Raw genomic sequence first — 22,755 nt, 5'->3', positions numbered from 1 at the left:
TCGTCCAGCGTTTCTCTACTCCACCCGCTATTTTCCGCCGATTGCAGTTCGCGCGGCTCGCTGAAATGCGCGCGTTCTGCGCAGCCTTGTGTCCGCGGGTTCATCATGGAAGCCCTCCACGACCACGAGGACGCCATGCGGATCCAGATTCGTGAGATCGACCACGTCGTCATTCGAACGGCCGATACGGCCGCCATGACGCGTTTCTATTGCGAAGTGCTCGGCTGTGAGCCGGAGCGTGAACAGCGCGATCTCGGGCTCGTGCAGTTGCGCGCAGGACGCTCGCTCATCGATCTCGTGACGATCGGCGGCCCGTTCGACCGGGGCGCCGGCGCACCGCCTGCTGGCGCGAGCGGCAACATGGATCATCTTTGTCTGCGCGTGGAGCCGTTCGACGCCGAGGCGCTCACGTCACATCTGACGCAGCATGGAGCGCGCCCCGGCACTGCCGTCGAGCGCTATGGAGCGGAGGGTTTGGGGCCGTCGCTGTATCTGTTCGACCCGGAAGGCAACATGGTGGAGCTCAAGGGGCCGCCGCACGCCTGAACGCGCGCAGCCTGCTTTCACACGTTTTCGGGCGCCTTGAACACGCTCCATTCGACTGCTACGGGCTCAGCGCTCGAATTGCCGATCCACGCTGCGCCGTCCTGCACCGTGCATTGCAGGCGCATGGTGCGCTCGGCCAGCGCGCCGAGCGAGGCGGCCACGCCCTCTCCCAGCGACCAGACCGTGACGTTGCGCATGCGCTCAACCTTGTTACGCACGCCTTGCCACCAGATGTCCGAGGTCCGCCCGCCGTAGGCGATCACGACGACCTCACCCGCGCGGCCGCTCGCCTTGGCAATGCGGCGCTCGTCGGGCTGGCCAACTTCGATCCACGTTTCGATGGCGCCCGTGTAGTCCTTGCACCAGAGGTCGGGTTCGTCCGTGTCGGAGAGGCCCTTGCAGAATTCGAGCCGCTCGCCCGCGAAGAGCGCAAACGCGGCGATGCGGACCATCATGCGGTCGTCAGTTTCGGACGGATGGCGCGCGATCGTGAGCGCATGGTCGGCGTAATAGTGCCGATCCATGTCTGCGATCTGCAGTTCTGCCTTGTAGATGGTCGATTTGAGTGCCATACCGAGTTCCAGGCGCGAAAGCCGCACATGATAGCGAAGTTTCTAGCAAGCTACGTGCCGGCCGATTGGACGCGTAGCGCGTCGAGGCGACGCGCGACGACGCAATGCGGATGGTCCGAGGAGAAGATGACGGGGGTTTGACAGCGGTGCGCGACGCGTTACATCACGTCACGGGAGCGTGCCCAGCAAACACAATGGCCCGGCGCAAGTGCGTCGGGCCATGTTGCGAGGCGCGCGTTGACACCTCATGAGTATCTTTCCGGGCGCGACTCCCACGCTTCGCGGGCTAGCGCAATCTCCGGCAGATGGCGATGCGGACTTACTGCTTGATGAAGCGGTCGGTGGTCCAGAGACCTTGCTCATCGGTGTTCGCCGCATTGACGAACTCGACGTCATGACCCACCACCTGTACGACGCGGAACGACTGGTTGTCGGGCGTGGACAGACACTGGAATCCTGTGAAGTACTCCTGCATCTGCTGACGCTCGCCGGCCTGCTCGTGCAGCGCGACGGCGTCGAGCTTGTCCTTCGTGAGGCAGCCATAGGAACCCGGCTTGAGTTGCACCGTTTGCTGCGGCTTGACCCCGACATCCTGAGCTTGCACCGCAAAGGCGCAAGTAAGGCTGGCCGCCACGACGGCGATACCGGATAGCACTTTCATTTTTGCCTCCTGCGGGTTTTTACTCAGGTTAGCTATGTATTTAACTCTCATGCCGCACCCGCGTTGTTAAACATAGAAAACTGTTGAAAGACTGCAAGCGCGACTTGTGTGCGGTTGCAGCAGTCGCGGACGCCTGCAGCGCGGAGTCGAGCGAAACGATGCCGTTCAGCTTGACTCTAAAGGGCGTCCAGCAGCACTCCGAAGTATTGATTACAAAGCCCCACGCCTTATGCAACAAGGCGCAGCCGGTTATAACCGGAATAGGACAATCGCGCTTGTTTTGATTTAAACGGCTTCATGGATGCTCGACCAGGCAATGACGCGGCGCACCTAAAGTCACATGCGTGCCAATTGAGCGGTAGCGCATTAATGGATTGGCGACAGAATAAATTCGATGCCAGGGCGCTCAGGAAGCGATCGAAAAGAAACCACGCGCCACGCTTGCGTAGCGCAAAAGTTCGTGGATAAATCGGGCTTCCCAATGGAGGAACCCCATGACTTTCGCTCACTGGCTGCCGTTCGCGATTGCGTCGGCCATTCTCGTTGCCATTCCCGGCCCCACCGTCCTGCTCGTCGTGTCTTACGCGCTTGGCCACGGCCGCCGCTACGCACTCGCAACCACGGCGGGCGTCGCGCTTGGCGACTTCACGGCAATGACCGCTTCCATGCTCGGGCTTGGCGTGGTCCTGGCGGCCTCCGCCACGCTGTTCACGGCGCTGAAATGGGTTGGCGCGGCTTATCTGATCTACCTCGGCGTGAAGCTCTGGCGCGCGCCCGTTGGCGAAGGCGATGCTCCGGACACCTCCGAGACGCGCACTGGCCGCATCTTCGCGCATGCGTACGCGGTCACCGCGCTCAACCCGAAGAGCATCATTTTCTTCGTCGCCTTCGTGCCGCAGTTCATCGACCCGCATATGGCCATGACGCCGCAGATCGTCGTGTTCGAAGCCACGTTCCTCGTGCTCGCGACGCTCAACGCAATCGCCTATGCGCTGCTCGCGGCGGCCGCGCGCAAGGTCGTGCGCAGCCCGCGCGTACAGCGCGCGATCAATCGCACCGGCGGCACGCTGCTCATCGGCGCTGGGCTCTTTGCCGCCGCATGGAGGAAGTCGGTAGCATAAGCGCCTCGTTTTGCTCGAAGACGACCGTGACACGGACCACGTTCTGAGGTCCGTGAACCGGGCACGCGGGCTGCTCAGTCGGGCTTGTGATGGTTGGCGAACATTGTTTTGAAGCTTCGGTGCGCGCCGGATGTGCAAACTGTCGCGTCCCGGCTACAATGCAGTTGCAAACCGCTTGACAACCAGGAGGTAATCGTGATCGAACACGTAATACTGGGCGCGTTTCTGGTGATCCCCCTTGTCATCGTCGTCTTCCTGTTTTCCGACGAGATCCTCGAGGAGCATCGACAGCGCGTAGAAGCGGGAGACGGACATCATATGGACTGGCGTCATCCGCTACGCAGCTTCCTGCATCACTGAGCGGGAGCACGCATCGGGCGGATGAACGCGCCGAAGCACATGGGTGGCGCTCGTGGAAATCGAGTTCTCATGGATGGCGTACTTCGTCGCACTGTTCGTGCTGATGGTGCTGTCCATCGCGCTCACCCTTCTCTGTCCGTCTGCCGGGCAGCGCGGTAGCACGCCGCGCTCAAACGAGGCAGACGCGCACGACGGCGAGCACGCACGCTGACGGGATTCGCTCCCGGCCAGCGCGTGCTGGCAAGCCACATCTTCCCGTAATTCGTCGTTACCACTTGCAGCACCTGTATCCAGCAATCGAGCTGACAATCGGTCGCATGTTTTCAAAGGTTCTCAGGGAGAACGACATGCGAAAGATGGCGGCCATTTTGGTGCTGGCGGGGTGTGCGGTGGCTGCAGGCCCCGCGAGCGCGCACGACCACGGCGGTGATGTAGTGGGTGCGCTGGTTGGGGGCGCGCTCATTGGCGCCGCGGTGGGCGCCGTGCTGAACAGCGGCCCGGCGGTGGCCTACCCAGCTCAGCCGGCCAATGTGCAGCCTGCGCCAGTGTATGCGCAGCCCGCGCCGGTTTATGCCGCCGCGCCGGCCGGCGCGGCGTGTTACGACCCGTATTCGGGCCGCTATGTGCCGTGCGCGCCGATGCAGCCCGCGCCGCCGCCCCAATACGACGACGGTTACGCGCAGCAGCCCGGCTATGGACAACCGCCGGTTTATGCCCAGCCGGGCGGCGGCTGGTAATTCATGCGACGGCGCGCGTACCACGGCGCGCCGCGCTTCACACGGATAGTTCCTTTCGCCTAGCCCGTCTGTTCGACGGGTGTCACCCTCAGGTCGAGCCGCTGCGTCAAGCGGATCACACCGATATCCACGGCGCGATCAATGCGCGAAACGTCGAAGAGACGCTGCAGCGTGTCGATACCGTCCACTGGCACGCCGTCGATCGTCACGATCGTGTCGTCCACGCGCAGGCCGCCGAGCGCAGCGGGACTGCCCTTGACGATATCTATCACCCGCACGCCGGTTGTCGCACTCAGGTCGAAATAACGCTGCACCCTGCGCGCAATCGGCACCGTGGTGCCGGCAATGCCGATATAGGCCCGGCGCACCCGGCCGTGCGCAAAGAGCTGCGTGATGACCCACTTTGCCGTGTCGATGGCCGTGGCGAAGCAGATGGCCTGTGCACCTGGAATGATCGCCGTATTCACGCCAATCACCTGACCCGCCGAATTAATGAGTGGACCGCCCGAATTGCCCGGATTGAGCGCGGCATCGGTCTGGATCACGTCGTAGATCATGCGGCCGGACTCGGAGCGCAGCGAGCGGCCAAGCGCCGACACGACGCCCGTCGTCACCGTTTGCGCGAGGCCCAGCGGGCTGCCCACGGCGATCGCGATCTGTCCGACGCGCAAGCCTGCCGAATCGCCCAGCTGCGCGTGCGGCAGCGCCTCTGGCGCACCAATGCGCAACACGGCGAGGTCCGTGCTCGGGTCGTCGCCGACGAGGTCGGCGCTCTGCGTCGAGCCGTCCGCGAGCGTCACGCTGAGCTTGCTTGCGCCATGCACCACGTGGCTATTCGTCAGCAGGTAGCCGTCCGGCGTGAACAGGAAGCCCGAGCCGCTGCCGCCGCGCGCAGGCGCTTGCCCAGATGCGCGGCGCTCGACAGCGATGTGCGCGACGGCCGGCTGCACGCGCTCCAGTGCACCGATCACGGTGCGGGAATAGGCGTCGAGGAGCGCGCCGTCGTCGATGCCCGGGCGCTGGCCCGCGCCGTCGGGAGGGACGCCGCGAGCCAGATCGTCAATAAAGGAAGGTCGTCTGCCCACGATCTGAATCTCCGTAAAAAGTGGGCCGTACATGCAGGGGGCGCGCGACGTTTTCAAGAGTGCGAGCCGGGCCGGCCAAAACGTTAAGGATTGTTAAATCGGGGTGCAAACCGTTGCTGCGCCAGGAGCGCGCCGCGAGAATGGTGAGGCGGCGACAACCCCTCGGCGCCGCGTAGGATGCCTAATGGCAAGCTCTTGACCGCGGCCCCTGCCGCGGTCTTTTTTGCGTCAGGCAGCCCGTTGGCGAGCCGCCATAGAAAAGAAAAAAGCCCGCTTGCGCGGGCCAATCCATGCTCGGGTGACATGGCGAGGTTAATCGGGAATTCGCAGCGCCGGACGCTCGCGAAGCAAAGTCGTAAATTGGTGAGTCATGCAGCCAGCGCTTCTCGCGCCTTCATGCCGATGGCAGCCTGACGCGTTTCAAGCTCGACCATGAGCGCATCGACCGAACGGAACTGGGTTTGCGTGATCTGGGCAAGGTCGAGCAGCGCGGAGAGGCGCTCGTACCAGTAATTGAATGAAAAGACTGCGGGCGTCGTGCCAGCAGATAACGAGGGCGCCATGGCGCGCGTGATATGCGCGATCTCGTCGTCGATGAATCTCATGATTGCCCCCGTGTACTGGTCCAACGTCTTATGAAAACGTGGCTCGCCACTTTAGTTCGGCGGCGGCGCATGCACAGCTATCACATCGGATAGGTCAAGTTCAAAGATCAGACCTCAAGCTTTCAAAGGGCTTGATACGATCCCCTTAATGTCGCCACCCGTGACCGTAATAGCCGCCCACGCCAACCCCAATATCCACCGACGGCGCCGCATAGTAGCCCGGCGCATAGCCATAGGCCGGCGCAGGCGCGTACGCGTACGGCGGCGCCACCACACAACCCGTGAGGCCGGCCGACAAGGTAACCAGAGCAATCGCGCAGAAGAGTGTTTTCATAGTCGTTCTCCTATGCCACCGATTGTCGACTAGCCACGTCGAGCCAAGGGTTTGGAAAAGCAACGATGTGTGTCTACAAATTACAGCCGCCCGCAACGGACGCTGTGGCTTTATAGAGGGAGAGAGAGTCCTGTTAGCGAGCGGAAGAGACGGCGAGCCCGTTAAACAATCGCCTGCTAGTGAATTTTTAATTGAATCGCACTACGAATTAAATGATGTTGCAGTTAGCTCGTAGTGCGCAGAGGCGAGGCTGAACAAGCTTTGCTTTTGCGCGCGTCGCCAGGTTGCCTGACGGTCGCCGGAAAAAGCGCCCAGGCCCTAAGGCCTGAGCGAAGCCGTCGAGTCAACGACGGCGGAGGTATTCATTTAGGTATGCGAATCGCCCGCGGTAGATGATGGCAAGCGTTTCAGCGAAATTATCGTGTTACGGATGGTTATACATCGCGTTCCAGTCGGACTTGAGTACTGCCGGGCGGCCCGCATCCGAGTTGCCGGTTGCCACGCCGCCATAGCCGCTCGTTGCGCCATTCGCGGCCGCCACCTTGGCTTCGGCGGCGAGAAGATCGTCGGGGTAGTGCGGGTCCGCCCCTGCGCCCGGACGCCAGCCCGCCTTCTCGAGCTGCACGAGCTCGGCGCGCACCTGGGCGCGGGTAACGGGTGCATTCGATTGCGCGAACGATGCCACCGGCACGACGAGGGCAACGGCAACGGCTACGGTCTGGATCAGGGACTTCATGCTAACTACCTCCTTTGGCTTTTGATTCGGTGCGACAACATGTCTGCATCCGATGAGCGAAAGTCTAGGAGGATTGGGGCAGCGGGTTAACCCTCATCCTTCGAATGGATCGTTCCAGACGGCAGAAGAATAGGGTGGAGCGCTGCTCGATTCCGGGTTACTTCCCGATACAAAACCGGCTGAAGATCACGCCCAGCAGGTCATCGGACGTGAATTCGCCGGTAATCGAATTCAGCGACTCCTGCGCGAGGCGCAGCTCTTCGGCGAACAGATCGAGCAATTGCGAATTCTGGTCGGCGTGCGCCGCTGCATGCGCGAGATGTTCGCGCGCAGCGCGCAGCGCGATGAGATGCCGTTCGCGCGCGAGATAGACGCTCTGCGCGTCCGCCTGCCAGCCCGCGATGCGCAGCAACTCGGCGCGCAGCAGCCCGACCCCGGCGCCCTGTTTCGCCGAGAGGCGTAACTCGCAGACTTCACTGCCGTTGACTGCGCGACGCTTCGCCACTTCGGGCGCCACGCCGGTCAGGTCGGTCTTGTTGAGCACGCGGACGACCGGCACGCCGGCAGGAAAGCGCGCGGCGATCGCCTCGTCTTCGGCGTTCATGCCCGTGCGCGCATCGAGCAGATGCAGCACCACATCTGCGCGGCCGATTTCGTTCCACGTGCGCTCGATGCCGATCTTCTCGACCTCGTCCTCCGTGTCGCGCAAGCCCGCCGTGTCGATCACATGCAGCGGAATGCCCTCGACCTGAATGGTTTGGGAAATCTTGTCACGCGTCGTGCCGGCAACGGGCGTCACGATCGCGAGTTCCGCGCCTGCCAGCGCGTTCAACAGCGACGACTTGCCCACGTTGGGCTGCCCCGCGAGCACGACCGAAAGTCCCTCGCGCAGCAGAGCACCCTGGCGCGCCTCGGAGAGCACGTGGTCGAGTTGCTCGCGAATGCGCGCGAGCTTGCCGCGTGCGTCTGCAGCCTCCAGGAAGTCGATCTCTTCTTCCGGGAAATCGAGCGTCGCCTCAACGAGCATGCGCAGCGTGACGACGTCGTCCACCAGCGCGTGGATGTCCCGCGAGAACGCACCGTCGAGCGAGCGGCCGGCCGAGCGCGCCGCCGCCTCCGTACTCGCTTCGATCAGGTCGGCCACGGCTTCCGCCTGGGCCAGATCGAGTTTGTCGTTGAGGAACGCGCGCCGCGTAAATTCGCCAGGCTCGGCGAGGCGCAGCCCGAACTCGCGGCCGGCCTCGATGCAGCGCTGCAAAACAAGTTGCAGCACGATCGGGCCGCCGTGCCCCTGCAGTTCGAGCACGTGCTCGCCCGTGTACGAATGCGGCGCAGGGAAGGACAACGCGATACCCCGGTCGAGCACGGTGCCGACCCCATCGAGGAAGGGCACGTAGCTCGCGTGGCGCGCAACCAGGTTCTGGCCGGTGAGGGCCTGCATCAACGCAACGGTCGCCGCCGCGCCAGCGCGGCCGGCCGAAACGCGCACGACACCGATCCCGCCGCGTCCGGGCGCAGTAGCGATGGCGACGATGGGATCGGAATCGGTGGCGAGCATGATGGGCGTGGACCGTGGAGCAGGGCTGGAATCAGGATTGAGTGCGGAACCGACTACGGTCGCGTAAGCACTCTCAAAACGCGAGGCATTGTAACGCGCCAAACAAAGCGCTTTCCGGCTGGGAACGTGGCCGAGACTCGTCTCGCTTTATCTTAAATTAGATAAGATTGGTCTTAACAGATTCTGTCAGAATTTAGGTGATGCGAGCGCGAAATCCCGCCAACCGCTTGCGTACAAGGGAATTTGCGAGGAACTCGATTGAAGTCATAGGGCGGCCAGAAGCAAGTGATTTTTCACTTACATGCGTTAAATATAGCCTAACTGGTTGTCATCTTCGTCAATTTCGGGCTGCACAATCTGGCCCATGCCGACATCCGACGAAAAAGCCGCCTTTGCCGAACGTCTCAAGTTCGCCATGAAACGCGCGCCCGAAAAACTGCGCGGCAGTACCGATCTGGCTAACCGGTTCAACCTGCGCCATCACGGCGAGCATCCGGTTTCGCCGCAAACCGCTCACAAGTGGATGAGCGGCCGCACGATTCCCACGCACGACAAGCTGGAGACGCTGGCGAAGTGGTTCGACGTGGATATCCACTGGCTGCACTACGGTCCGCCGGGCAGCGCGGGCTCGACCGTGCCGCGGCCCCGCAAGCCTGACGACAAATATCCGGTTTCCGAGGAAACGCTCGAACTGGCCTCGAAGATCGAGTCGCTCAGCGCCCATCACCGCTATCTCGTGCAGGAACTGGTCGCCCAATTCTACGGCGACGCGGAGAAGAACTAACGCGTGCGCACGAATGCTGCGCTCTGCGCCGTCAAGGAAATGGCGATCCAATCATGCAAAAAGCCGTCCGGTTCACACCGGACGGCTTTTTTTTCGAGCCTTGATTCAAGTGGCGGCGTCACTGCCGCCCCCTGCACTCAGGCTGCCTTCTTCTTGTTTTTGCCCATCATGCGCGTGATGTAGTACTGCTGCGCGATCGACAGCACGTTGTTCACGACGTAGTACAGCACGAGGCCCGCCGGGAAGAAGAAGAACATGACCGAGAACGCGATCGGCATGAACATCATCATCTTGGCCTGGACGGGGTCCGGCGGCGTCGGGTTCAGCTTCGTCTGCACGAACATCGAGACGGCCATCAGCACCGGCAGGATAAAGAACGGGTCCTGCTGCGAAAGGTCGTGAATCCAGAGAATCCACGGCGCGCCACGCATTTCGACCGACGAGAGCAGCACCCAGTACAGCGAGATGAACACCGGAATCTGGATCACCACCGGCAGACAGCCGCCGAACGGATTCACCTTCTCGGTCTTGTAGAGCTCCATGAGCGCCGCGTTCATCTTTTGCGGGTCGCTCTTGAAGCGCTCGCGCAGCGCCTGCATGCGCGGCGTGATCTCCTTCATGCGCGCCATCGACTTGTAGCTGGCGGCGGAGAGCGGGAAGAACACGGCCTTGATGAGCAGCGTGAGCAGCACGATCGACCAGCCCCAGTTGCCCACGTAGCTGTGGATCTTCTCGAGCAGCCAGAAGAGCGGCTTGGCGATGATCGTCACCCAGCCGTAGTCCTTCACGAGTTCCAGACCCGGCGCGATGCCCTCGAGCATGCGCTCTTCCTGCGGACCCGCGAAGAGGCGTGCCTGCACGTTCTCCGTCGCACCGGGTGCGATCGTACCGAGCGGTTGCTTCACACCCACGCGGTAGAGCGAGTTGTCGAACTTCTCGACGTAGATGCTTCGTTTGGCGCCTTGCTGCGGAATCCACGCGGTCGCGAAGTAGTGCTGCACCATCGCGATCCAGCCGTTGTCGGCCTGGGTCACGAAGTCGGCCTTGTTCTTGTCGATATCGCCGAACGTGATCTTCTGGAAGTGATGCTCGTTCGAGTACACCGCCGGGCCGATGAAGGTGTGCGAGAAGCGCGGCGTTTCGACCGGCTCGCTGTCACGCACGATTTCCATGTAGAGCGTCGGCGAAACGGGCGCGCCGCTCACGTTCTGCACCTTCCAGTCCACGCCGATCACGTAGCTGCCGCGCGTGAACGTGTAGGTCTTGGTGACCTTCACGCCGCCTTTCTCGGGCGACTGAAGCGCGATCTGGAAGGTGTTGGCGTCGCCGGTCAGCTCGCGCGGACCATCGACTGCCGTGAACACGTCGTTGTGGTTCGGGAAGTCGCCGCCGAGCAGGCCCGTGCGCGCCAGATACGTGTGGTCGTTCGTGTGGTCGAACAGCGTGATGTACTGGTCGGGACCTTTGCCGTCGGCGCTTTCCTTCACGAGCGAGAGCTTCACGAGCGTACCGCCGCGCGTGTCGATCACGCCGTCGTAGACGTCGGTGCGGAAATGTACGAGCTGTGCTGCGGCTGCAGCCGGCTGGGCGGTGTTCGTCGGCGCCTGGCCCGCGGCGGCGGCGGCCGTCGGCAGGTCGGACGCGCCGTTGGCGGCGCTAGCGGGCGCGGGGCCGTTGGCGGCGGTTTGCGTCTGCGTTTGCGTCGCGTTCGGGAAGAACATCGACTGGCGTCCATGGTCGCGCTGCCAGTTGTCGTACAGCATGACAGCTGACATGAAGAAGATGACCCATAGGACGGTGCGTTTGATATCCATGCGTTGTCTCAGTGTCGATGGAATGGCGCGTCAGCGCTTTTTCGGAGATGCAGGCGGGACGAGATCGATGCCGCCCGCCGAAAACGGATGGCAGCGGCACAGCCGCCGCGCGGCGAGGTAAGTCCCACGCGCGGCGCCATGATACTGGATTGCCTCGCGTGCGTAATCCGAACAGGAAGGATAAAAACGGCACCGGCTGCCGAGGAGGGGACTCACGGCAAGCTTGTAGAAACGCAGCAGTGCGATCAATACCGTTTGCATGGCGTTGCGGCCTGGCTGCGCCGCGCTCGATGACGAACCACGTGCCGCTTGCGCGGCGTCTACGTCGGATATGCCGGACTCGCGCGCCCCGCTCATGACGTGCGGGAACTGCCGTGGTCCGGCGGCAGATCTTTACCGGCCTGGGCACGCGCCGGTTCTGGTTGCCCAGTTGGTACCGTGGCCTGTGTCGCGCAAGGAGTGCGCGCAGATGTCGCAGGCGCAGCACTGCCACGCCGCGTGACTTCGCGCGCGGCTTTTTCGAGCAGCGTCTCGATCTCGCCGCGGCACAAAGCTTTGAGCCCCGGCGAAGACGCGCCCGGCAGCGCCTTGCGGTCGAACTTCGTATGCAGGCGCAGCAGCAGGTCGAAACCCTCGAACTGCGCACGGCGCACACGAAACGCTTCGCGGGCAATACGGCGCACCAGGTTGCGCGTAACCGCGCGCGGTGCGTACTTCTTGCCGATCACGAGTCCGAGCCGCGCCTCGTTGCCCGTGGGCCGGCCGTACACGACGAAGTGTTCGGTGCGGCGCCAGGGACGCAAACGAAAAACGGATGAGAACTCATCCGTTTTCAGTAGCCTTGCGGCTTTCGGAAAAGCGGCTTGCGTTCGCGACGGCATGACGCCCCGATCAGTTACCGGGTTCGTCCTGTTCGCCGTGCTCGCGAGCGGGCCGCTACCCGTGATTTCGCTGATAGCGATGCTGCCCGACTTAGACGGCGAGGCGCTTGCGACCCTTCGCACGGCGTGCGTTGATCACTTTGCGGCCACCAGCAGTCTTCATGCGCACGCGGAAACCGTGGGTACGCTTGCGACGGGTAACGGAAGGTTGGAAAGTACGTTTCATGTTGCTCTCACTGTTGAGTTTTGACCGCGGCGAGCATCGCGGAAAAAGGCAATGGCCGGTGGTACTAGGGATTGGTTTTCGAGGAACCCGCTATTTAAGCCGCTTTTTCGTTGGCCGTCAATAGGTTAGGCGATCGAACCTTCTGAAGCGGGCACATCGCACCTGGATTGACTGCAGAGGGCACGAACGAGCGTGCGTTGTTCCGTCCCTGTGGATAACTTCCTGGTGAGGGGATTTCGGCGTTAGAATCTCGGCTATCCCAAGAATCCTGCATGCCGCTCCGGCCCGCCTGCTTGCCGCAAGACCCTTGCCGCACGGGCTTCCGGAGCAATTTCCGTCGCCTCGTCAGGGCCTCGTCGCGTATGTGCGACAAGAGCGGAGCGACAGCAATGCATGCAAACAAAACGACCACAGCAACTCGATGAACGAATTCTGGCAACACTGTTCCGCACTACTGGAGCGTGAGCTAACGCCCCAGCAGTACGTGACGTGGATTAAACCGTTGGCCCCGGTTGCCTTCGATGCTGCGGCGAACACGCTGCAGATAGCCGCTCCCAACCGTTTCAAGCTCGACTGGGTCAAGAGCCAGTTCTCGGGCCGGATCACCGATCTGGCGCGCGACTTCTGGCAGACCCCGGTCGACGTGCAGTTCGTCCTCGACCCGAAGGCGGGCATGCGCGCGCCTCACGTCGCGCCTGCTGCCGCGCCGCGTGCGCCTCTGGCTAATGCGCCTGCACCGGCTGTTGCCACCGTCGCGCCGCAAGCGGCCGCCGTGACTGGCCGTACGGGCCTCGCCGGCATGGTGCAAGCCGCGTCGGCCGCCGCCGCGCAGGCCACCGCTGAAGACGCCGCCGATCTCGATCTGCCCAGTCTCGACGCCAACGAAGCTGCCGCCGGCCGACGCACCTGGCGCCCGGGCCAGGGCGCCGCCGCGGCTGCCTCCAGCAGCGAACCCGACCCGACCTACGAGCGCTCGAAGCTCAACCCGGTGCTCACGTTCGACAATTTCGTGACCGGCAAGGCGAACCAGCTCGCACGCGCCGCGGCCATCCAGGTGGCCGACAACCCGGGCATCTCGTACAACCCGCTGTTCCTGTACGGCGGCGTAGGCCTCGGCAAGACCCACTTGATCCACGCGATCGGCAACCAGCTCCTGCTCGACAAGCCGGGCGCGCGCATCCGCTACATCCACGCCGAACAGTATGTGTCCGACGTGGTGAAGGCCTACCAGCGCAAGGCGTTCGACGACTTCAAGCGTTACTACCACTCGCTCGACCTGCTGCTGATCGACGATATTCAGTTCTTCTCCGGCAAGTCGCGCACGCAGGAAGAGTTCTTCTACGCGTTCGAGGCGCTCGTCGCCAACAAGGCGCAGGTGATCATTACGAGCGATACGTATCCGAAGGAAATCTCGGGTATCGACGACCGCCTGATCTCGCGGTTTGACTCGGGTCTGACCGTGGCGATCGAGCCGCCCGAGCTGGAAATGCGCGTGGCCATCCTGATGCGCAAGGCGCAATCGGAAGGCGTGAGCCTGAACGAGGATGTGGCGTTCTTCGTCGCGAAGCACCTGCGCTCGAACGTGCGCGAACTCGAAGGCGCGCTGCGCAAGATCCTCGCGTATTCGAAGTTCCACGGCCGCGAGATCTCGATCGAGCTGACCAAGGAAGCGCTCAAGGACCTGCTGACGGTGCAGAACCGTCAGATTTCTGTCGAAAACATCCAGAAGACGGTGGCTGACTTCTACAGCATCAAGGTCGCCGACATGTATTCGAAGAAACGCCCGGCGAATATCGCGCGCCCGCGCCAGATCGCCATGTATCTGGCCAAGGAACTGACGCAGAAGAGTCTGCCGGAAATCGGCGAACTGTTCGGCGGTCGCGACCACACCACGGTGCTGCACGCCGTGCGCAAGATCGCCGACGAACGCACCAAGGACGCTCAGCTCAACCACGAGCTGCACGTGCTCGAGCAGACGCTGAAGGGGTAACACGCAGCCAGGTAGCACCTGAATGGCGGGGCGGACAGTCGCATCCCGAAGGGTTTGCCCTGTTTATTTCGCGGATCGCCCCCAATTTAGGGAAGTGGTCCGTTTTCAGGCACAATATGGGTTTAACCGCCCGGCGGTCCGGGGCGGGAACCACGCCACGGCCTGTGCTGCATCAACCGCCTGAGCGGCCCCAAAGCCGCCGACCACACATGCGATTCGTGGGTCACGTCGGCAAAACCGGCGCCAGGCGGGCGCGCAGACCGTCACATCAACGAAGGAACTCTATGCAACTGGTCAAGACCGAACGCGATAACCTGCTGAGGCCGCTGCAAACGGTGAGCGGCATAGTCGAACGCCGCCACACGTTGCCGATCCTCGCTAATCTGCTGATCACCAAAACCGGTTCCGACGTCTCGTTCCTGTCGACCGACCTCGAGTTGCAGATCACCACGACCGCCGACTTCGGCGTCGGCAACGACCAGGTGGCCACGACGGTCGCCGCGCGCAAGCTGCTCGACATCCTGCGCGCCATGCCCGACGGCCAGGTCACGCTCACGCTCGCGGACAAGCGCCTCACGGTGCAGTCGGGCAAGAGCCGCTTCGCCTTGCAAACGCTCGCCGCGGACGAGTTCCCCACGGTGGCCCAGGCCAAGGACTTCGGCGCGAACCTCGCGGTGCCGCAGAAGACGTTCCGCCAGTTGCTCGGCATGGTGTATTTCGCCATGGCGCAGCAAGACATCCGCTACTACCTGAACGGCATGCTGCTCGTCGTGGACGGCGACCAGCTCATGGCGGTCGCGACCGACGGTCACCGCCTCGCGTTCTCGTCGATGAAGATCGAAGGCTCGTTCGCGCGCCAGGAAGTCATCATCCCGCGCAAGACCATTCTCGAACTGCAGCGCCTGCTCGAAGACATCGACGACGTGCTGAAGATCGACATCGGTTCGACGCAGGTGAAATTCACGTTCGGCCAGGTCGAACTGGTTTCGAAGCTCGTGGAAGGCAAGTTCCCTGACTTCCAGCGCGTGATCCCGAAGGCGCACAAGAACACCTTCCAGATCGGCCGCGAAGAACTGCAACGCTCGCTGCAACGCGCGGCGATTCTCACGTCCGACAAGTTCAAGGGCGTGCGCTGCATCATCGAGCCCGGCCAGCTCAAGATCATGTCGACCAACGCCGACCAGGAAGAGGCGCAGGAAGAGCTGGAAATCGCCTACCAGGGCGACACCATCGACATCGGGTTCAACGTCACGTATCTGCTCGACGTCCTTGCGAACCTGAAGGTCGACACGCTGGAAGTGAGCCTCGGCGACGCCAGCTCCAGCGCACTCATCACGATTCCCGAGAACGAGGAATTCAAGTACGTGGTGATGCCGATGCGCATCTAAAAAGCGCGACAGAAGAAGAACACCAGGGGGCGCTGCGCCCCTTTGGCGTTTTTATGGCTTTTTGAAAAAGTCTCGAGCAGTAACACAGGCAGTACGCAGAACCGGAAAATTCCATGACTGATACGAACAACTCGCAACCCGACAACAGCAGCTATGGCGCCTCGTCGATCCAGATCCTCGAAGGACTGGAGGCGGTGCGCAAGCGGCCCGGGATGTACATCGGCGACACGTCGGACGGCACCGGTCTGCACCATCTCGTCTTCGAAGTGCTCGACAACTCGATCGACGAAGCCCTCGCCGGCTACTGCAACGAGATCCACGTGGTGATTCACGCGGACAACTCCATCTCGATCACCGACAACGGCCGCGGCATTCCCACGGACGTGAAAATGGACGACAAGCACGATCCGAAGCGCAGCGCCGCCGAAATCGTGATGACCGAGCTGCACGCGGGCGGCAAGTTCGACCAGAACAGCTACAAGGTCTCGGGCGGCCTGCACGGCGTGGGCGTGTCTTGCGTGAACGCGCTCTCGAGCTTTCTGCGCCTCACGGTTCGCCGCAACGGCAAGAAGTACTTCATGGAATTCCACCGTGGCGTGCCGCAGAACCGCGTGCTCGAAGAGCGCGACGGTTACACGGTTTCGCCCATGCAACTGCTCGGCGACACCGAAAATCGCGGTACCGAAGTGCACTTCATGGCCGACGAAACCATCTTCGGCAGCGTCGAGTATCACTACGACATTCTCGCCAAGCGTATTCGCGAGCTCTCGTTCCTGAATAACGGCGTGCATATTCGCCTCACCGACCAGCGCACCGGCAAGGAAGACGACTTCGCGTTCGCGGGCGGCGTGAAGGGCTTCGTCGAGTACATCAACAAGCAGAAGCAGGTGCTGCACCCGAATATCTTCTACGTGTCGAGCGAGAAGGACGGCGTGGGCGTCGAAGTGGCGATGCAGTGGAACGACAGCTACAACGAAAGCGTGCTGTGCTTCACCAACAACATCCCGCAGCGCGACGGCGGCACTCACCTTACCGGCCTGCGCGCGGCGATGACGCGTGTGATTAACAAGTACATCGCCGACAACGAAATCGCGAAGAAGGCCAAGGTGGAAACCTCCGGCGACGACATGCGCGAAGGTCTCTCGTGTGTGCTTTCGGTGAAGGTGCCGGAGCCGAAGTTCAGCTCGCAGACGAAGGACAAGCTGGTTTCTTCCGAAGTGCGCGCGCCGGTCGAGGATGTCGTGGCGAAGGCGCTCGAAGAGTTCTTGCTGGAAACGCCGAACGACGCGAAAACGATTTGCGGCAAGATCGTCGACGCCGCGCGTGCTCGCGACGCCGCGCGCAAGGCGCGCGAGATGACGCGCCGCAAGGGTGTGCTCGACGGCGTGGGCCTGCCGGGCAAGCTCGCGGACTGCCAGGAGAAGGATCCGGCGAAGTCGGAGGTCTATATCGTCGAGGGCGACTCGGCAGGCGGCTCGGCCAAGCAAGGCCGCGACCGCAAGTTCCAGGCAATTCTGCCGCTGCGCGGCAAGGTGCTGAACGTCGAAAAGGCCCGCTACGACAAGCTGCTGTCTTCCGAGCAGATCGTCACGCTGATCACCGCGCTGGGGTGCGGCATCGGCAAGGACGACTACAACCTCGATAAGCTGCGCTATCACCGCATCATCATCATGACCGACGCGGACGTGGACGGCGCGCACATTCGCACGCTGCTGCTCACGTTCTTCTATCGCCAGATGCCGGAGATGATCGAACGCGGCTACGTGTATATCGCGCAGCCGCCGTTGTACAAGCTGAAGGCGGGCAAGGACGAGCGTTATCTCAAGGACGATTCGGAGCTGAACGCGCATATGCTGCGTCTCGCGCTGCAAGGCTCGGAGCTCGTGCCGAACGAAGGCGCAACGCCAATCTCCGGCGACGCGCTTGGCGAACTCGCGCGCTCGTATCAGCTTGCACGCGGCGTTGTGGATCGTCTTTCGCGTTTGTACGACGAGCGCGCGCTCGAAGCAATCATGGACGGCGTGGCGATCGACCTGTCGAGCGAAGAATCGACCCAGACTTCGGCGCGTGCGCTCGAAGCGCAACTGCGCGACGATCCGCTCAAGCCTGAGGTGAGCGTGGTGCCGATGTACGACCAGGTGCGCGAGCAACGTTCGCTGCGCGTGGAGCGACGCCATCACGGCAACGTGAAGGTCTCGGTGATCGACGAGGAGTTCCAGCTTACCGCCGACTATCAGCAGCTCGTGAATACTTCCAATACGTTCAAGGGCTTGATCGGCAAGAACGCCGTGATCAAGCGCGGCGAGCGCAGCATGGCCGTGAACGACTTCAAGAGCGCGATGAAATGGCTAATCGCGGATGCCGAGCGCAACGTGTCGAAGCAGCGCTATAAGGGGCTTGGTGAAATGAACCCCGGGCAGCTTTGGGAAACGACGATGGATCCGACCGTGCGGCGTTTGCTGCGCGTGCAGATCGAGGACGCGATCGCCGCCGATGGCATCTTTACGACGCTCATGGGTGATGATGTCGAGCCGCGTCGTGCGTTTATCGAAAGCAATGCGCTGCGGGCGGGGAATATTGACGTTTGATCGTCTGAAGCTTGCCATTGAAAAACAAACGCCCGGGAAACCGGGCGTTTTCATTTGATGCCGCAACTCATGCCACAACGCCCACCGGGATGAGCCAGGCGACGCCCTGCAGGGAGGGCAAGCATAGCCGCCTGCGCCCCGTGAACGGGCCCCACGGGCACCGCGACAAGCCCGAACGCGGCAGCCTGGAGCAGCATGTTCTGGACAGCGTGCCCGGCCTTGAGGTCCCTATACCCAGAGGCGCTAGTTTTTCATCTGAAAGACAACAGGAACGCGCGCTCTAAACTATCCACAGCCCCCAGCGGATAACCCTCGGAAAACCCCTGGAAATCATTGTGCATGAAAAGGGGATAACTTCGGCGGCGCGAAAACTGTGGAAAAGTTGCCAGCAGCTGCCTGGCGTTGTCCCGTTAACACCCGCAAGGTTATGTTTTTTCCACAACCTTGTTTACTCAATGGTTTTCCACGGTTATCCACAGAATACCCAGGGGCTTGTTAACTACTACTACGTTTACGTATACATACGTTATTAAAACCTTAGAACCCTCGCATCGGAAACGAAGATGCCGCCGTAAAACGTCCCGGCGGCATCGTTCTAACCCTGTGAAAACGCGCGGCTCAAGCCAGCGGAATATAAAGCTCCGTCTTCAGGTCCTCCGGCGCCGCCTCGTCGGGCGTATTCAGATAAACCTCGAACGAAGGCGCCGAAAAGTCCGGCGTGCGTCCGAGCTTCTGCAATCCTTCGTTGTAAAACCACATCCACGCTTGGTGCAGCCCCTGATACGGCCCCTTGTGAAGCACTATCGCGTGTTCGCCGCCGCGCAGCTGAAACTTCTCGACAGGCGACACGATCTCCACATCGGTTTCATGCCCCAGATGCAGCGCCGCTTTCGAGCGCAGCTTCGATTCTTCGACCGTTTTGGGATCGTCGTAAAAGATACCGACCATCTTCGCGCCCGACGTGCGCACGTTGCGCTCGCTGAGCCATTGCGCGAGCGTGTAGAACGCATCGCCGATCTTCATGTACGGCCCCAGGTGGCTGACGGCGAGCAGGTCCATCGGCTCGAGGGTGAGGAGCTTCACGTCGTAGTTTTGCATGATGGCGTCTCCAGGTGCGGTGGCCGCGCGGATGCGCAGCTGCATGCGGTGCAAGATAGCACCGCGCTCCGGGAGACGCCCTTGGCGTGTCGGGCGCTCGAGCCTCACAAACTCACACGCGTCACCGGATGCGTCTCGAGCCACGCACTCTCTTCATCGTCGTAGAGTCGCGAGCGCGTGAGAAAGCGCAGGCCCGTGGGTCGTTCGAGCGAAAACATGCCGCCGTTGCCTGGCACGGCGTCGATGATGAGCTGGGTGTGCTGCCAGTACTCAAACTGCGCCTCCGTCATATAGAACGGCATCCCGCCTATTGCTCCCAACTGCACGTCGACATTGCCGACCATGAACTCGCCGACGGGAAAGCACATGGGCGCGCTGCCGTCGCAGCAGCCGCCCGACTGGTGAAAGAGCACCGGGCCGTGTTCGCGCGTTAGCTGCTCGATCAGCGCGAGCGCGGCCGGCGTGGCGGTAACGCGTTCGACCATCTCGTGACGCTCCTCTCAAGATGCAACGAAGAAAGCGTCGCGGGCAGTGGCGGCTCATGGAGCGCAAAACACCGCGCGCGACGCGCAGAGCACGCAGTGCGATCAGAAGAACCCGAGCGGCTGCTCGCTATAGCTCACGAGCAGGTTCTTCGTCTGCTGGTAGTGGTCGAGCATCATCTTGTGGTTCTCGCGTCCGATGCCCGACTGCTTGTAGCCGCCAAACGCCGCGTGCGCCGGATAGGCGTGGTAGCAGTTGGTCCACACGCGCCCCGCCTGGATCGCGCGGCCGAAGCGGTAGGCACGGGTACCGTCACGCGTCCACACGCCCGCACCGAGGCCGTAGAGCGTGTCATTGGCGATTTCCAGCGCTTCCTCTTCGGTCTTGAAGGTCGTGACGGACACCACGGGCCCGAAAATTTCCTCCTGGAAGATGCGCATCTTGTTGTGGCCGCGGAAGACGGTCGGCTTCACGTAGTAACCGTCCCCGAGTTCGCCGGTGAGCTTGTTGCGCTCGCCGCCAATCAGGCATTGCGCGCCTTCCTGCTTGCCGAGGTCGATATACGAGAGGATCTTCTCGAGCTGCTCTTGTGAGGCCTGGGCGCCGATCATCGTCTTCGTGTCGAGCGGGTGGCCTTGCTGGATCGCCGCCACACGCTTGAGCGCGCGCTCCATGAAGCGGTCATAGATCTTTTCGTCGATGAGCACGCGCGACGGGCACGTGCACACTTCGCCCTGGTTGAGCGCGAACATCGCGAAGCCTTCGAGCGCCTTGTCGAAATAGCTGTCGTCGTGGTCGAGCACGTCGGCGAAGAAGATGTTCGGGCTCTTGCCGCCCAACTCCAGCGTCACGGGGATGATGTTCTGGCTCGCGTACTGCATGATGAGGCGGCCCGTGGTGGTTTCGCCCGTGAAGGCGATCTTCGCGATGCGCTTGTTCGAAGCGAGCGGCTTGCCGGCTTCGAGGCCGAAGCCGTTCACCACGTTGAGCACGCCGGCGGGCAGCAAGTCCTGGATCAATTCGACCAGCACGAGGAACGATGCGGGCGTCTGCTCGGCGGGCTTGAGCACCACGCAGTTGCCGGCCGCGAGCGCGGGCGCGAGCTTCCAGCTGGCCATGAGGATCGGGAAGTTCCACGGAATGATCTGGCCGACCACGCCGAGCGGCTCGTGGAAGTGATAGGCGACCGTGTCGTGATCGATCTCCGAAATGCCGCCTTCCTGCGCGCGCACGCAGCCCGCGAAGTAGCGGAAGTGGTCGGCGGCGAGGGGGATATCGGCGGCGAGCGTTTCGCGCAGCGGCTTGCCGTTGTCGATGCTCTCGGCCACGGCGAGCTTGTGGAGGTTCTGCTCGATGCGATCGGCGATGCGGTTGAGAATGTTGGCGCGCTCGGTGGGCGAGGTCTTGCCCCATGCGGCTTTGGCTTTGTGTGCGGCGTCGAGTGCGAGTTCGACGTCGGCTTCGCGCGAACGTGGAATGGACGTGAATGCGTGACCCGTGATGGGGGAGATGTCGTCGAAATACTCGCCGCCGAGCGGCGCCACCCACTCGCCGCCGATGAAGTTGCCATACTGCTTCTTGTACGGGAATTCGGTGGTCAGGAATTGCATCTCCGCGTGATTCATCTCCGTGCTCCTCTGTGTTCTCGATCTCGATGTGGACGGACGCGGCGAGGCCGCGCTACCGCCGCACGCTAACGCGAGAACCATGCCAGCGCGGCGGTGCAGCAGCGTCGCGCCGCACGATACCGGCCCGGCGCGCGCGTGCCCTGAAAATGCGTGATAGCTGGGCCATGCATGCGATCAGTGGGTTGCGTCAGGCCGGAGCAGGGGGCATTCAACTGCTCAGAAAGTGAACAGCGTGGAAGGGGAATTTCTGCGGGGGTCGGAGATTTGCGGCGCGCGGGCCGCACTTGCGGTAGGCTTTGCACCCGTAACACTCAGGAGAGTCTGCATGTCGAGTACATTCGTTTGCCGCAACCAGTCGTGCGGCACCCCGTGGGAACAGAGCGAAGTCGTGATCAAGAACGAAGGGCAGGGGCCCTTGTTCCGGTGCCCGCTGTGTGGCGCCCGCAACTACCTCGAGCAATTCGAAGACGACGATGGCAACGTCGTCTATGAACAGGTGGACGGCAAGCCCTTCCTCTGAACGCTGGCGGCTAGAGGATCTGGGTCGCGAGCGTGATGCCGAAGAAGAAGCCGCCAACCACGCCAAGCGTGCGGCCGACCAGTAGCTGGTTCAGATCCTCGTCCAGCATCATGGGGTCACGCCGGTCGCGCAGCACCGTTTTCATCAGCAAGGGGCGGATCAGGAGTGCGCATGCCGCTATCACGACCGGCACCGCAAGGCGGATAGCCAGGCTGACATGCTTCTCGGGCGGAATATCCAGCCAGACCAGGAGCAGGACCAGAAGTGTCGTGACGAGCGCACCGACGATTGCGCCTGCCACGAGCCGGTCGACAGGATGACCGTGCATCATGATTTACCTCGTTAGAACAGTTGATCTGACTATGATCAGCATCTGGTCAGAAAAACCCTATAGGAAGAGTCCGAAAAGTGAGATAGCCCGTTCGGAGTTAAAACCTTCGGATTCCGAAATTATTTTCCGCCTATGTCGTCGCGGATCTGGCAAGCGTGGAAAGTGAATGGGCGGCCTGCCGTCGAACGACAAAGCGCGAGAGTCGGGCAGCGAGGCGCCGGTTGTCGTGGTTTCGGTCCCCGATTTTGCCGGACGATTTGTTACCTATCCATACGGGTAGGCTGGCGAGCGCCCCGGAGCGTCTTACAGTACTTCATACGATAAGAAACTACGGCAGGACCAACGGGGAAAGCCATGACATTCGTCGAACAGGAAATCGCGCACATCGCGCGCGTGATGCCGCCGTCGCTGGCCGGCGATTTCGAGATGCCGGTGATGGGTGTCGCGTACTGGCGCAAGCGCTTGCACGCGCTTCTCAAACAAAACCACCTGACTCACGTTCAGCTTTCGACCGTCGACATGCTGCTTCGCCAGCTCGACGGCTTCGAGGCGCTCAGCCGCTGGCTGCCGCGTCCGAAGCAGGCGTCACGTCATGTGAGGCGCGTGAAGTAACCCAAGGAAGTGGCCGGGGAGAAATGCAAAAAGCCCGATCGCAAGGATCGGGCTTTTTGGCTGAATTGGCTGGTGGGGCGTGAGTGACTCGAACACT

General features: G+C 62.2%; 25 protein-coding genes and 1 pseudogene. 11 read left to right on the top strand and 15 right to left on the bottom strand.

Features of this window, described 5'->3' with window-relative positions:
• Window positions 1–135: 135 nt before the first annotated feature.
• Window positions 136–546: a VOC family protein gene (locus JMY28_RS23955; RefSeq protein WP_201698461.1), complete on the top strand. Its 411-nt coding sequence runs from the start codon at window positions 136–138 to the stop codon at window positions 544–546.
• 17 nt (window positions 547–563) lie between these two features.
• Here the strand turns inward: JMY28_RS23955 and JMY28_RS23950 are convergent, their stop codons facing one another.
• The gene (locus JMY28_RS23950; RefSeq protein WP_201698379.1) at window positions 564–1,118 is read right to left on the bottom strand and encodes a YaeQ family protein; all 555 of its coding nucleotides are present in this window, start codon (window positions 1,116–1,118) and stop codon (window positions 564–566) included.
• Between the two features lie 319 nt (window positions 1,119–1,437).
• Window positions 1,438–1,779, bottom strand: coding sequence for a surface attachment protein Sap1 (gene sap1, locus JMY28_RS23945; RefSeq protein ID WP_201698378.1), 342 nt, complete (start codon window positions 1,777–1,779; stop codon window positions 1,438–1,440).
• Between the two features lie 494 nt (window positions 1,780–2,273).
• Between sap1 and JMY28_RS23940 the strand changes: the two genes are divergently transcribed.
• The 4 genes from JMY28_RS23940 to JMY28_RS23925 all read left to right on the top strand — a co-directional run bounded on the left by JMY28_RS23940 (window position 2,274) and on the right by JMY28_RS23925 (window position 3,997).
• Window positions 2,274–2,900: a LysE family translocator gene (locus JMY28_RS23940; RefSeq protein ID WP_201698377.1), complete on the top strand. Its 627-nt coding sequence runs from the start codon at window positions 2,274–2,276 to the stop codon at window positions 2,898–2,900.
• A 195-nt stretch (window positions 2,901–3,095) separates the two neighbouring features.
• On the top strand, window positions 3,096–3,260 hold the full coding sequence (locus JMY28_RS23935; protein WP_167334410.1) for a hypothetical protein: 165 nt from the start codon (window positions 3,096–3,098) through the stop codon (window positions 3,258–3,260).
• 43 nt (window positions 3,261–3,303) lie between these two features.
• Window positions 3,304–3,471 carry a hypothetical protein gene (locus JMY28_RS23930; protein ID WP_201698376.1) on the top strand — a complete coding sequence of 56 codons (168 nt, stop codon included), beginning with the start codon at window positions 3,304–3,306 and terminating at the stop codon, window positions 3,469–3,471.
• A gap of 136 nt (window positions 3,472–3,607) precedes the next feature.
• Window positions 3,608–3,997 carry an ecotin precursor gene (locus JMY28_RS23925; protein WP_201698375.1) on the top strand — a complete coding sequence of 130 codons (390 nt, stop codon included), beginning with the start codon at window positions 3,608–3,610 and terminating at the stop codon, window positions 3,995–3,997.
• A 59-nt stretch (window positions 3,998–4,056) separates the two neighbouring features.
• Here JMY28_RS23925 and JMY28_RS23920 read toward each other — a convergent pair whose 3' ends face one another.
• From JMY28_RS23920 to mnmE, 5 genes are all read right to left on the bottom strand, one after another.
• Complete coding sequence (locus tag JMY28_RS23920; RefSeq protein ID WP_236597006.1) at window positions 4,057–5,082, bottom strand: S1C family serine protease; 1,026 nt, start codon at window positions 5,080–5,082, stop codon at window positions 4,057–4,059.
• A gap of 368 nt (window positions 5,083–5,450) precedes the next feature.
• A complete protein-coding gene (locus JMY28_RS23915) occupies window positions 5,451–5,687 on the bottom strand; it encodes a hypothetical protein (protein ID WP_201698373.1) in 237 nt (78 codons plus the stop codon).
• Window positions 5,688–5,832: 145 nt separating this feature from the next.
• Entirely contained in the window at window positions 5,833–6,021 is a 189-nt protein-coding gene (locus JMY28_RS23910) for a hypothetical protein (RefSeq protein WP_201698372.1), read from the bottom strand.
• A gap of 424 nt (window positions 6,022–6,445) precedes the next feature.
• Complete coding sequence (locus JMY28_RS23905) at window positions 6,446–6,757, bottom strand: DUF4148 domain-containing protein (RefSeq protein ID WP_201698371.1); 312 nt, start codon at window positions 6,755–6,757, stop codon at window positions 6,446–6,448.
• Window positions 6,758–6,914: 157 nt separating this feature from the next.
• Entirely contained in the window at window positions 6,915–8,315 is a 1,401-nt protein-coding gene (mnmE, locus tag JMY28_RS23900) for a tRNA uridine-5-carboxymethylaminomethyl(34) synthesis GTPase MnmE (protein WP_201698370.1), read from the bottom strand.
• 364 nt (window positions 8,316–8,679) lie between these two features.
• On the opposite strand from mnmE, the gene JMY28_RS23895 reads away from it, so the two are divergent.
• Window positions 8,680–9,099: a helix-turn-helix domain-containing protein gene (locus JMY28_RS23895; protein WP_201698369.1), complete on the top strand. Its 420-nt coding sequence runs from the start codon at window positions 8,680–8,682 to the stop codon at window positions 9,097–9,099.
• Window positions 9,100–9,236: 137 nt separating this feature from the next.
• Here JMY28_RS23895 and yidC read toward each other — a convergent pair whose 3' ends face one another.
• From yidC to rpmH, 4 genes and pseudogenes are all read right to left on the bottom strand, one after another.
• Window positions 9,237–10,913, bottom strand: a complete 1,677-nt coding sequence (gene yidC, locus JMY28_RS23890) for a membrane protein insertase YidC (RefSeq protein ID WP_201698368.1) — start codon at window positions 10,911–10,913, stop codon at window positions 9,237–9,239.
• 30 nt (window positions 10,914–10,943) lie between these two features.
• Entirely contained in the window at window positions 10,944–11,174 is a 231-nt protein-coding gene (gene yidD / locus JMY28_RS23885) for a membrane protein insertion efficiency factor YidD (protein WP_042266160.1), read from the bottom strand.
• 197 nt (window positions 11,175–11,371) lie between these two features.
• Window positions 11,372–11,794 (bottom strand): annotated as a pseudogene (gene rnpA, locus JMY28_RS23880) (ribonuclease P protein component); the annotation flags it as partial.
• A gap of 91 nt (window positions 11,795–11,885) precedes the next feature.
• Window positions 11,886–12,020, bottom strand: a complete 135-nt coding sequence (gene rpmH, locus JMY28_RS23875) for a 50S ribosomal protein L34 (RefSeq protein ID WP_026120950.1) — start codon at window positions 12,018–12,020, stop codon at window positions 11,886–11,888.
• A 421-nt stretch (window positions 12,021–12,441) separates the two neighbouring features.
• On the opposite strand from rpmH, the gene dnaA reads away from it, so the two are divergent.
• The 3 genes from dnaA (at window position 12,442) to gyrB (ending at window position 17,986) form a co-directional block, all read left to right on the top strand.
• Window positions 12,442–14,010, top strand: a complete 1,569-nt coding sequence (gene dnaA, locus JMY28_RS23870; RefSeq protein WP_236597005.1) for a chromosomal replication initiator protein DnaA — start codon at window positions 12,442–12,444, stop codon at window positions 14,008–14,010.
• Between the two features lie 284 nt (window positions 14,011–14,294).
• The gene (gene dnaN, locus JMY28_RS23865; protein ID WP_028203240.1) at window positions 14,295–15,398 is read left to right on the top strand and encodes a DNA polymerase III subunit beta; all 1,104 of its coding nucleotides are present in this window, start codon (window positions 14,295–14,297) and stop codon (window positions 15,396–15,398) included.
• 113 nt (window positions 15,399–15,511) lie between these two features.
• Entirely contained in the window at window positions 15,512–17,986 is a 2,475-nt protein-coding gene (gene gyrB, locus JMY28_RS23860; protein WP_201698365.1) for a DNA topoisomerase (ATP-hydrolyzing) subunit B, read from the top strand.
• A gap of 618 nt (window positions 17,987–18,604) precedes the next feature.
• Here the strand turns inward: gyrB and JMY28_RS23855 are convergent.
• The 3 genes from JMY28_RS23855 to adh all read right to left on the bottom strand — a co-directional run bounded on the left by JMY28_RS23855 (window position 18,605) and on the right by adh (window position 21,192).
• Entirely contained in the window at window positions 18,605–19,084 is a 480-nt protein-coding gene (locus tag JMY28_RS23855; protein ID WP_201698364.1) for an AraC family transcriptional regulator, read from the bottom strand.
• Window positions 19,085–19,188: 104 nt separating this feature from the next.
• Entirely contained in the window at window positions 19,189–19,569 is a 381-nt protein-coding gene (locus JMY28_RS23850; RefSeq protein WP_201698363.1) for a DUF779 domain-containing protein, read from the bottom strand.
• A gap of 102 nt (window positions 19,570–19,671) precedes the next feature.
• A complete protein-coding gene (gene adh, locus JMY28_RS23845) occupies window positions 19,672–21,192 on the bottom strand; it encodes an aldehyde dehydrogenase (RefSeq protein ID WP_201698362.1) in 1,521 nt (506 codons plus the stop codon).
• A gap of 328 nt (window positions 21,193–21,520) precedes the next feature.
• Here adh and JMY28_RS23840 point away from each other — a divergent pair, with 328 nt between their 5' ends.
• Complete coding sequence (locus JMY28_RS23840) at window positions 21,521–21,715, top strand: hypothetical protein (protein WP_069264575.1); 195 nt, start codon at window positions 21,521–21,523, stop codon at window positions 21,713–21,715.
• A 10-nt stretch (window positions 21,716–21,725) separates the two neighbouring features.
• On the opposite strand, the gene JMY28_RS23835 is transcribed toward JMY28_RS23840, so the two are convergent.
• On the bottom strand, window positions 21,726–22,046 hold the full coding sequence (locus tag JMY28_RS23835) for a hypothetical protein (RefSeq protein WP_236597004.1): 321 nt from the start codon (window positions 22,044–22,046) through the stop codon (window positions 21,726–21,728).
• Between the two features lie 354 nt (window positions 22,047–22,400).
• Here JMY28_RS23835 and JMY28_RS23830 point away from each other — a divergent pair, with 354 nt between their 5' ends.
• Entirely contained in the window at window positions 22,401–22,658 is a 258-nt protein-coding gene (locus JMY28_RS23830) for a hypothetical protein (protein ID WP_201698361.1), read from the top strand.
• Window positions 22,659–22,755: the final 97 nt, after the last annotated feature.

This window comes from Paraburkholderia hiiakae (assembly GCF_904848665.1).
Taxonomy (GTDB): domain Bacteria; phylum Pseudomonadota; class Gammaproteobacteria; order Burkholderiales; family Burkholderiaceae; genus Paraburkholderia; species Paraburkholderia hiiakae.
This window is presented reverse-complemented; position numbering and strand designations above follow the sequence as displayed.

What these genes read in the sequence shown, in the direction of transcription:
- JMY28_RS23955 (WP_201698461.1), top strand. Translation starts at nt 136, where the DNA reads ATGCGGATCCAGATTCGTGAGATCGACCACGTCGTCATTCGAACGGCC.
- JMY28_RS23950 (WP_201698379.1), bottom strand. Translation starts at nt 1,118, where the DNA reads ATGGCACTCAAATCGACCATCTACAAGGCAGAACTGCAGATCGCAGAC.
- sap1 (WP_201698378.1), bottom strand. Translation starts at nt 1,779, where the DNA reads ATGAAAGTGCTATCCGGTATCGCCGTCGTGGCGGCCAGCCTTACTTGC.
- JMY28_RS23940 (WP_201698377.1), top strand. Translation starts at nt 2,274, where the DNA reads ATGACTTTCGCTCACTGGCTGCCGTTCGCGATTGCGTCGGCCATTCTC.
- JMY28_RS23925 (WP_201698375.1), top strand. Translation starts at nt 3,608, where the DNA reads ATGCGAAAGATGGCGGCCATTTTGGTGCTGGCGGGGTGTGCGGTGGCT.
- JMY28_RS23915 (WP_201698373.1), bottom strand. Translation starts at nt 5,687, where the DNA reads ATGAGATTCATCGACGACGAGATCGCGCATATCACGCGCGCCATGGCG.
- JMY28_RS23910 (WP_201698372.1), bottom strand. Translation starts at nt 6,021, where the DNA reads ATGAAAACACTCTTCTGCGCGATTGCTCTGGTTACCTTGTCGGCCGGC.
- JMY28_RS23905 (WP_201698371.1), bottom strand. Translation starts at nt 6,757, where the DNA reads ATGAAGTCCCTGATCCAGACCGTAGCCGTTGCCGTTGCCCTCGTCGTG.
- mnmE (WP_201698370.1), bottom strand. Translation starts at nt 8,315, where the DNA reads ATGCTCGCCACCGATTCCGATCCCATCGTCGCCATCGCTACTGCGCCC.
- JMY28_RS23895 (WP_201698369.1), top strand. Translation starts at nt 8,680, where the DNA reads ATGCCGACATCCGACGAAAAAGCCGCCTTTGCCGAACGTCTCAAGTTC.
- yidC (WP_201698368.1), bottom strand. Translation starts at nt 10,913, where the DNA reads ATGGATATCAAACGCACCGTCCTATGGGTCATCTTCTTCATGTCAGCT.
- yidD (WP_042266160.1), bottom strand. Translation starts at nt 11,174, where the DNA reads ATGCAAACGGTATTGATCGCACTGCTGCGTTTCTACAAGCTTGCCGTG.
- rpmH (WP_026120950.1), bottom strand. Translation starts at nt 12,020, where the DNA reads ATGAAACGTACTTTCCAACCTTCCGTTACCCGTCGCAAGCGTACCCAC.
- dnaA (WP_236597005.1), top strand. Translation starts at nt 12,442, where the DNA reads ATGAACGAATTCTGGCAACACTGTTCCGCACTACTGGAGCGTGAGCTA.
- dnaN (WP_028203240.1), top strand. Translation starts at nt 14,295, where the DNA reads ATGCAACTGGTCAAGACCGAACGCGATAACCTGCTGAGGCCGCTGCAA.
- gyrB (WP_201698365.1), top strand. Translation starts at nt 15,512, where the DNA reads ATGACTGATACGAACAACTCGCAACCCGACAACAGCAGCTATGGCGCC.
- JMY28_RS23855 (WP_201698364.1), bottom strand. Translation starts at nt 19,084, where the DNA reads ATGCAAAACTACGACGTGAAGCTCCTCACCCTCGAGCCGATGGACCTG.
- JMY28_RS23850 (WP_201698363.1), bottom strand. Translation starts at nt 19,569, where the DNA reads ATGGTCGAACGCGTTACCGCCACGCCGGCCGCGCTCGCGCTGATCGAG.
- adh (WP_201698362.1), bottom strand. Translation starts at nt 21,192, where the DNA reads ATGAATCACGCGGAGATGCAATTCCTGACCACCGAATTCCCGTACAAG.
- JMY28_RS23840 (WP_069264575.1), top strand. Translation starts at nt 21,521, where the DNA reads ATGTCGAGTACATTCGTTTGCCGCAACCAGTCGTGCGGCACCCCGTGG.
- JMY28_RS23835 (WP_236597004.1), bottom strand. Translation starts at nt 22,046, where the DNA reads ATGATGCACGGTCATCCTGTCGACCGGCTCGTGGCAGGCGCAATCGTC.
- JMY28_RS23830 (WP_201698361.1), top strand. Translation starts at nt 22,401, where the DNA reads ATGACATTCGTCGAACAGGAAATCGCGCACATCGCGCGCGTGATGCCG.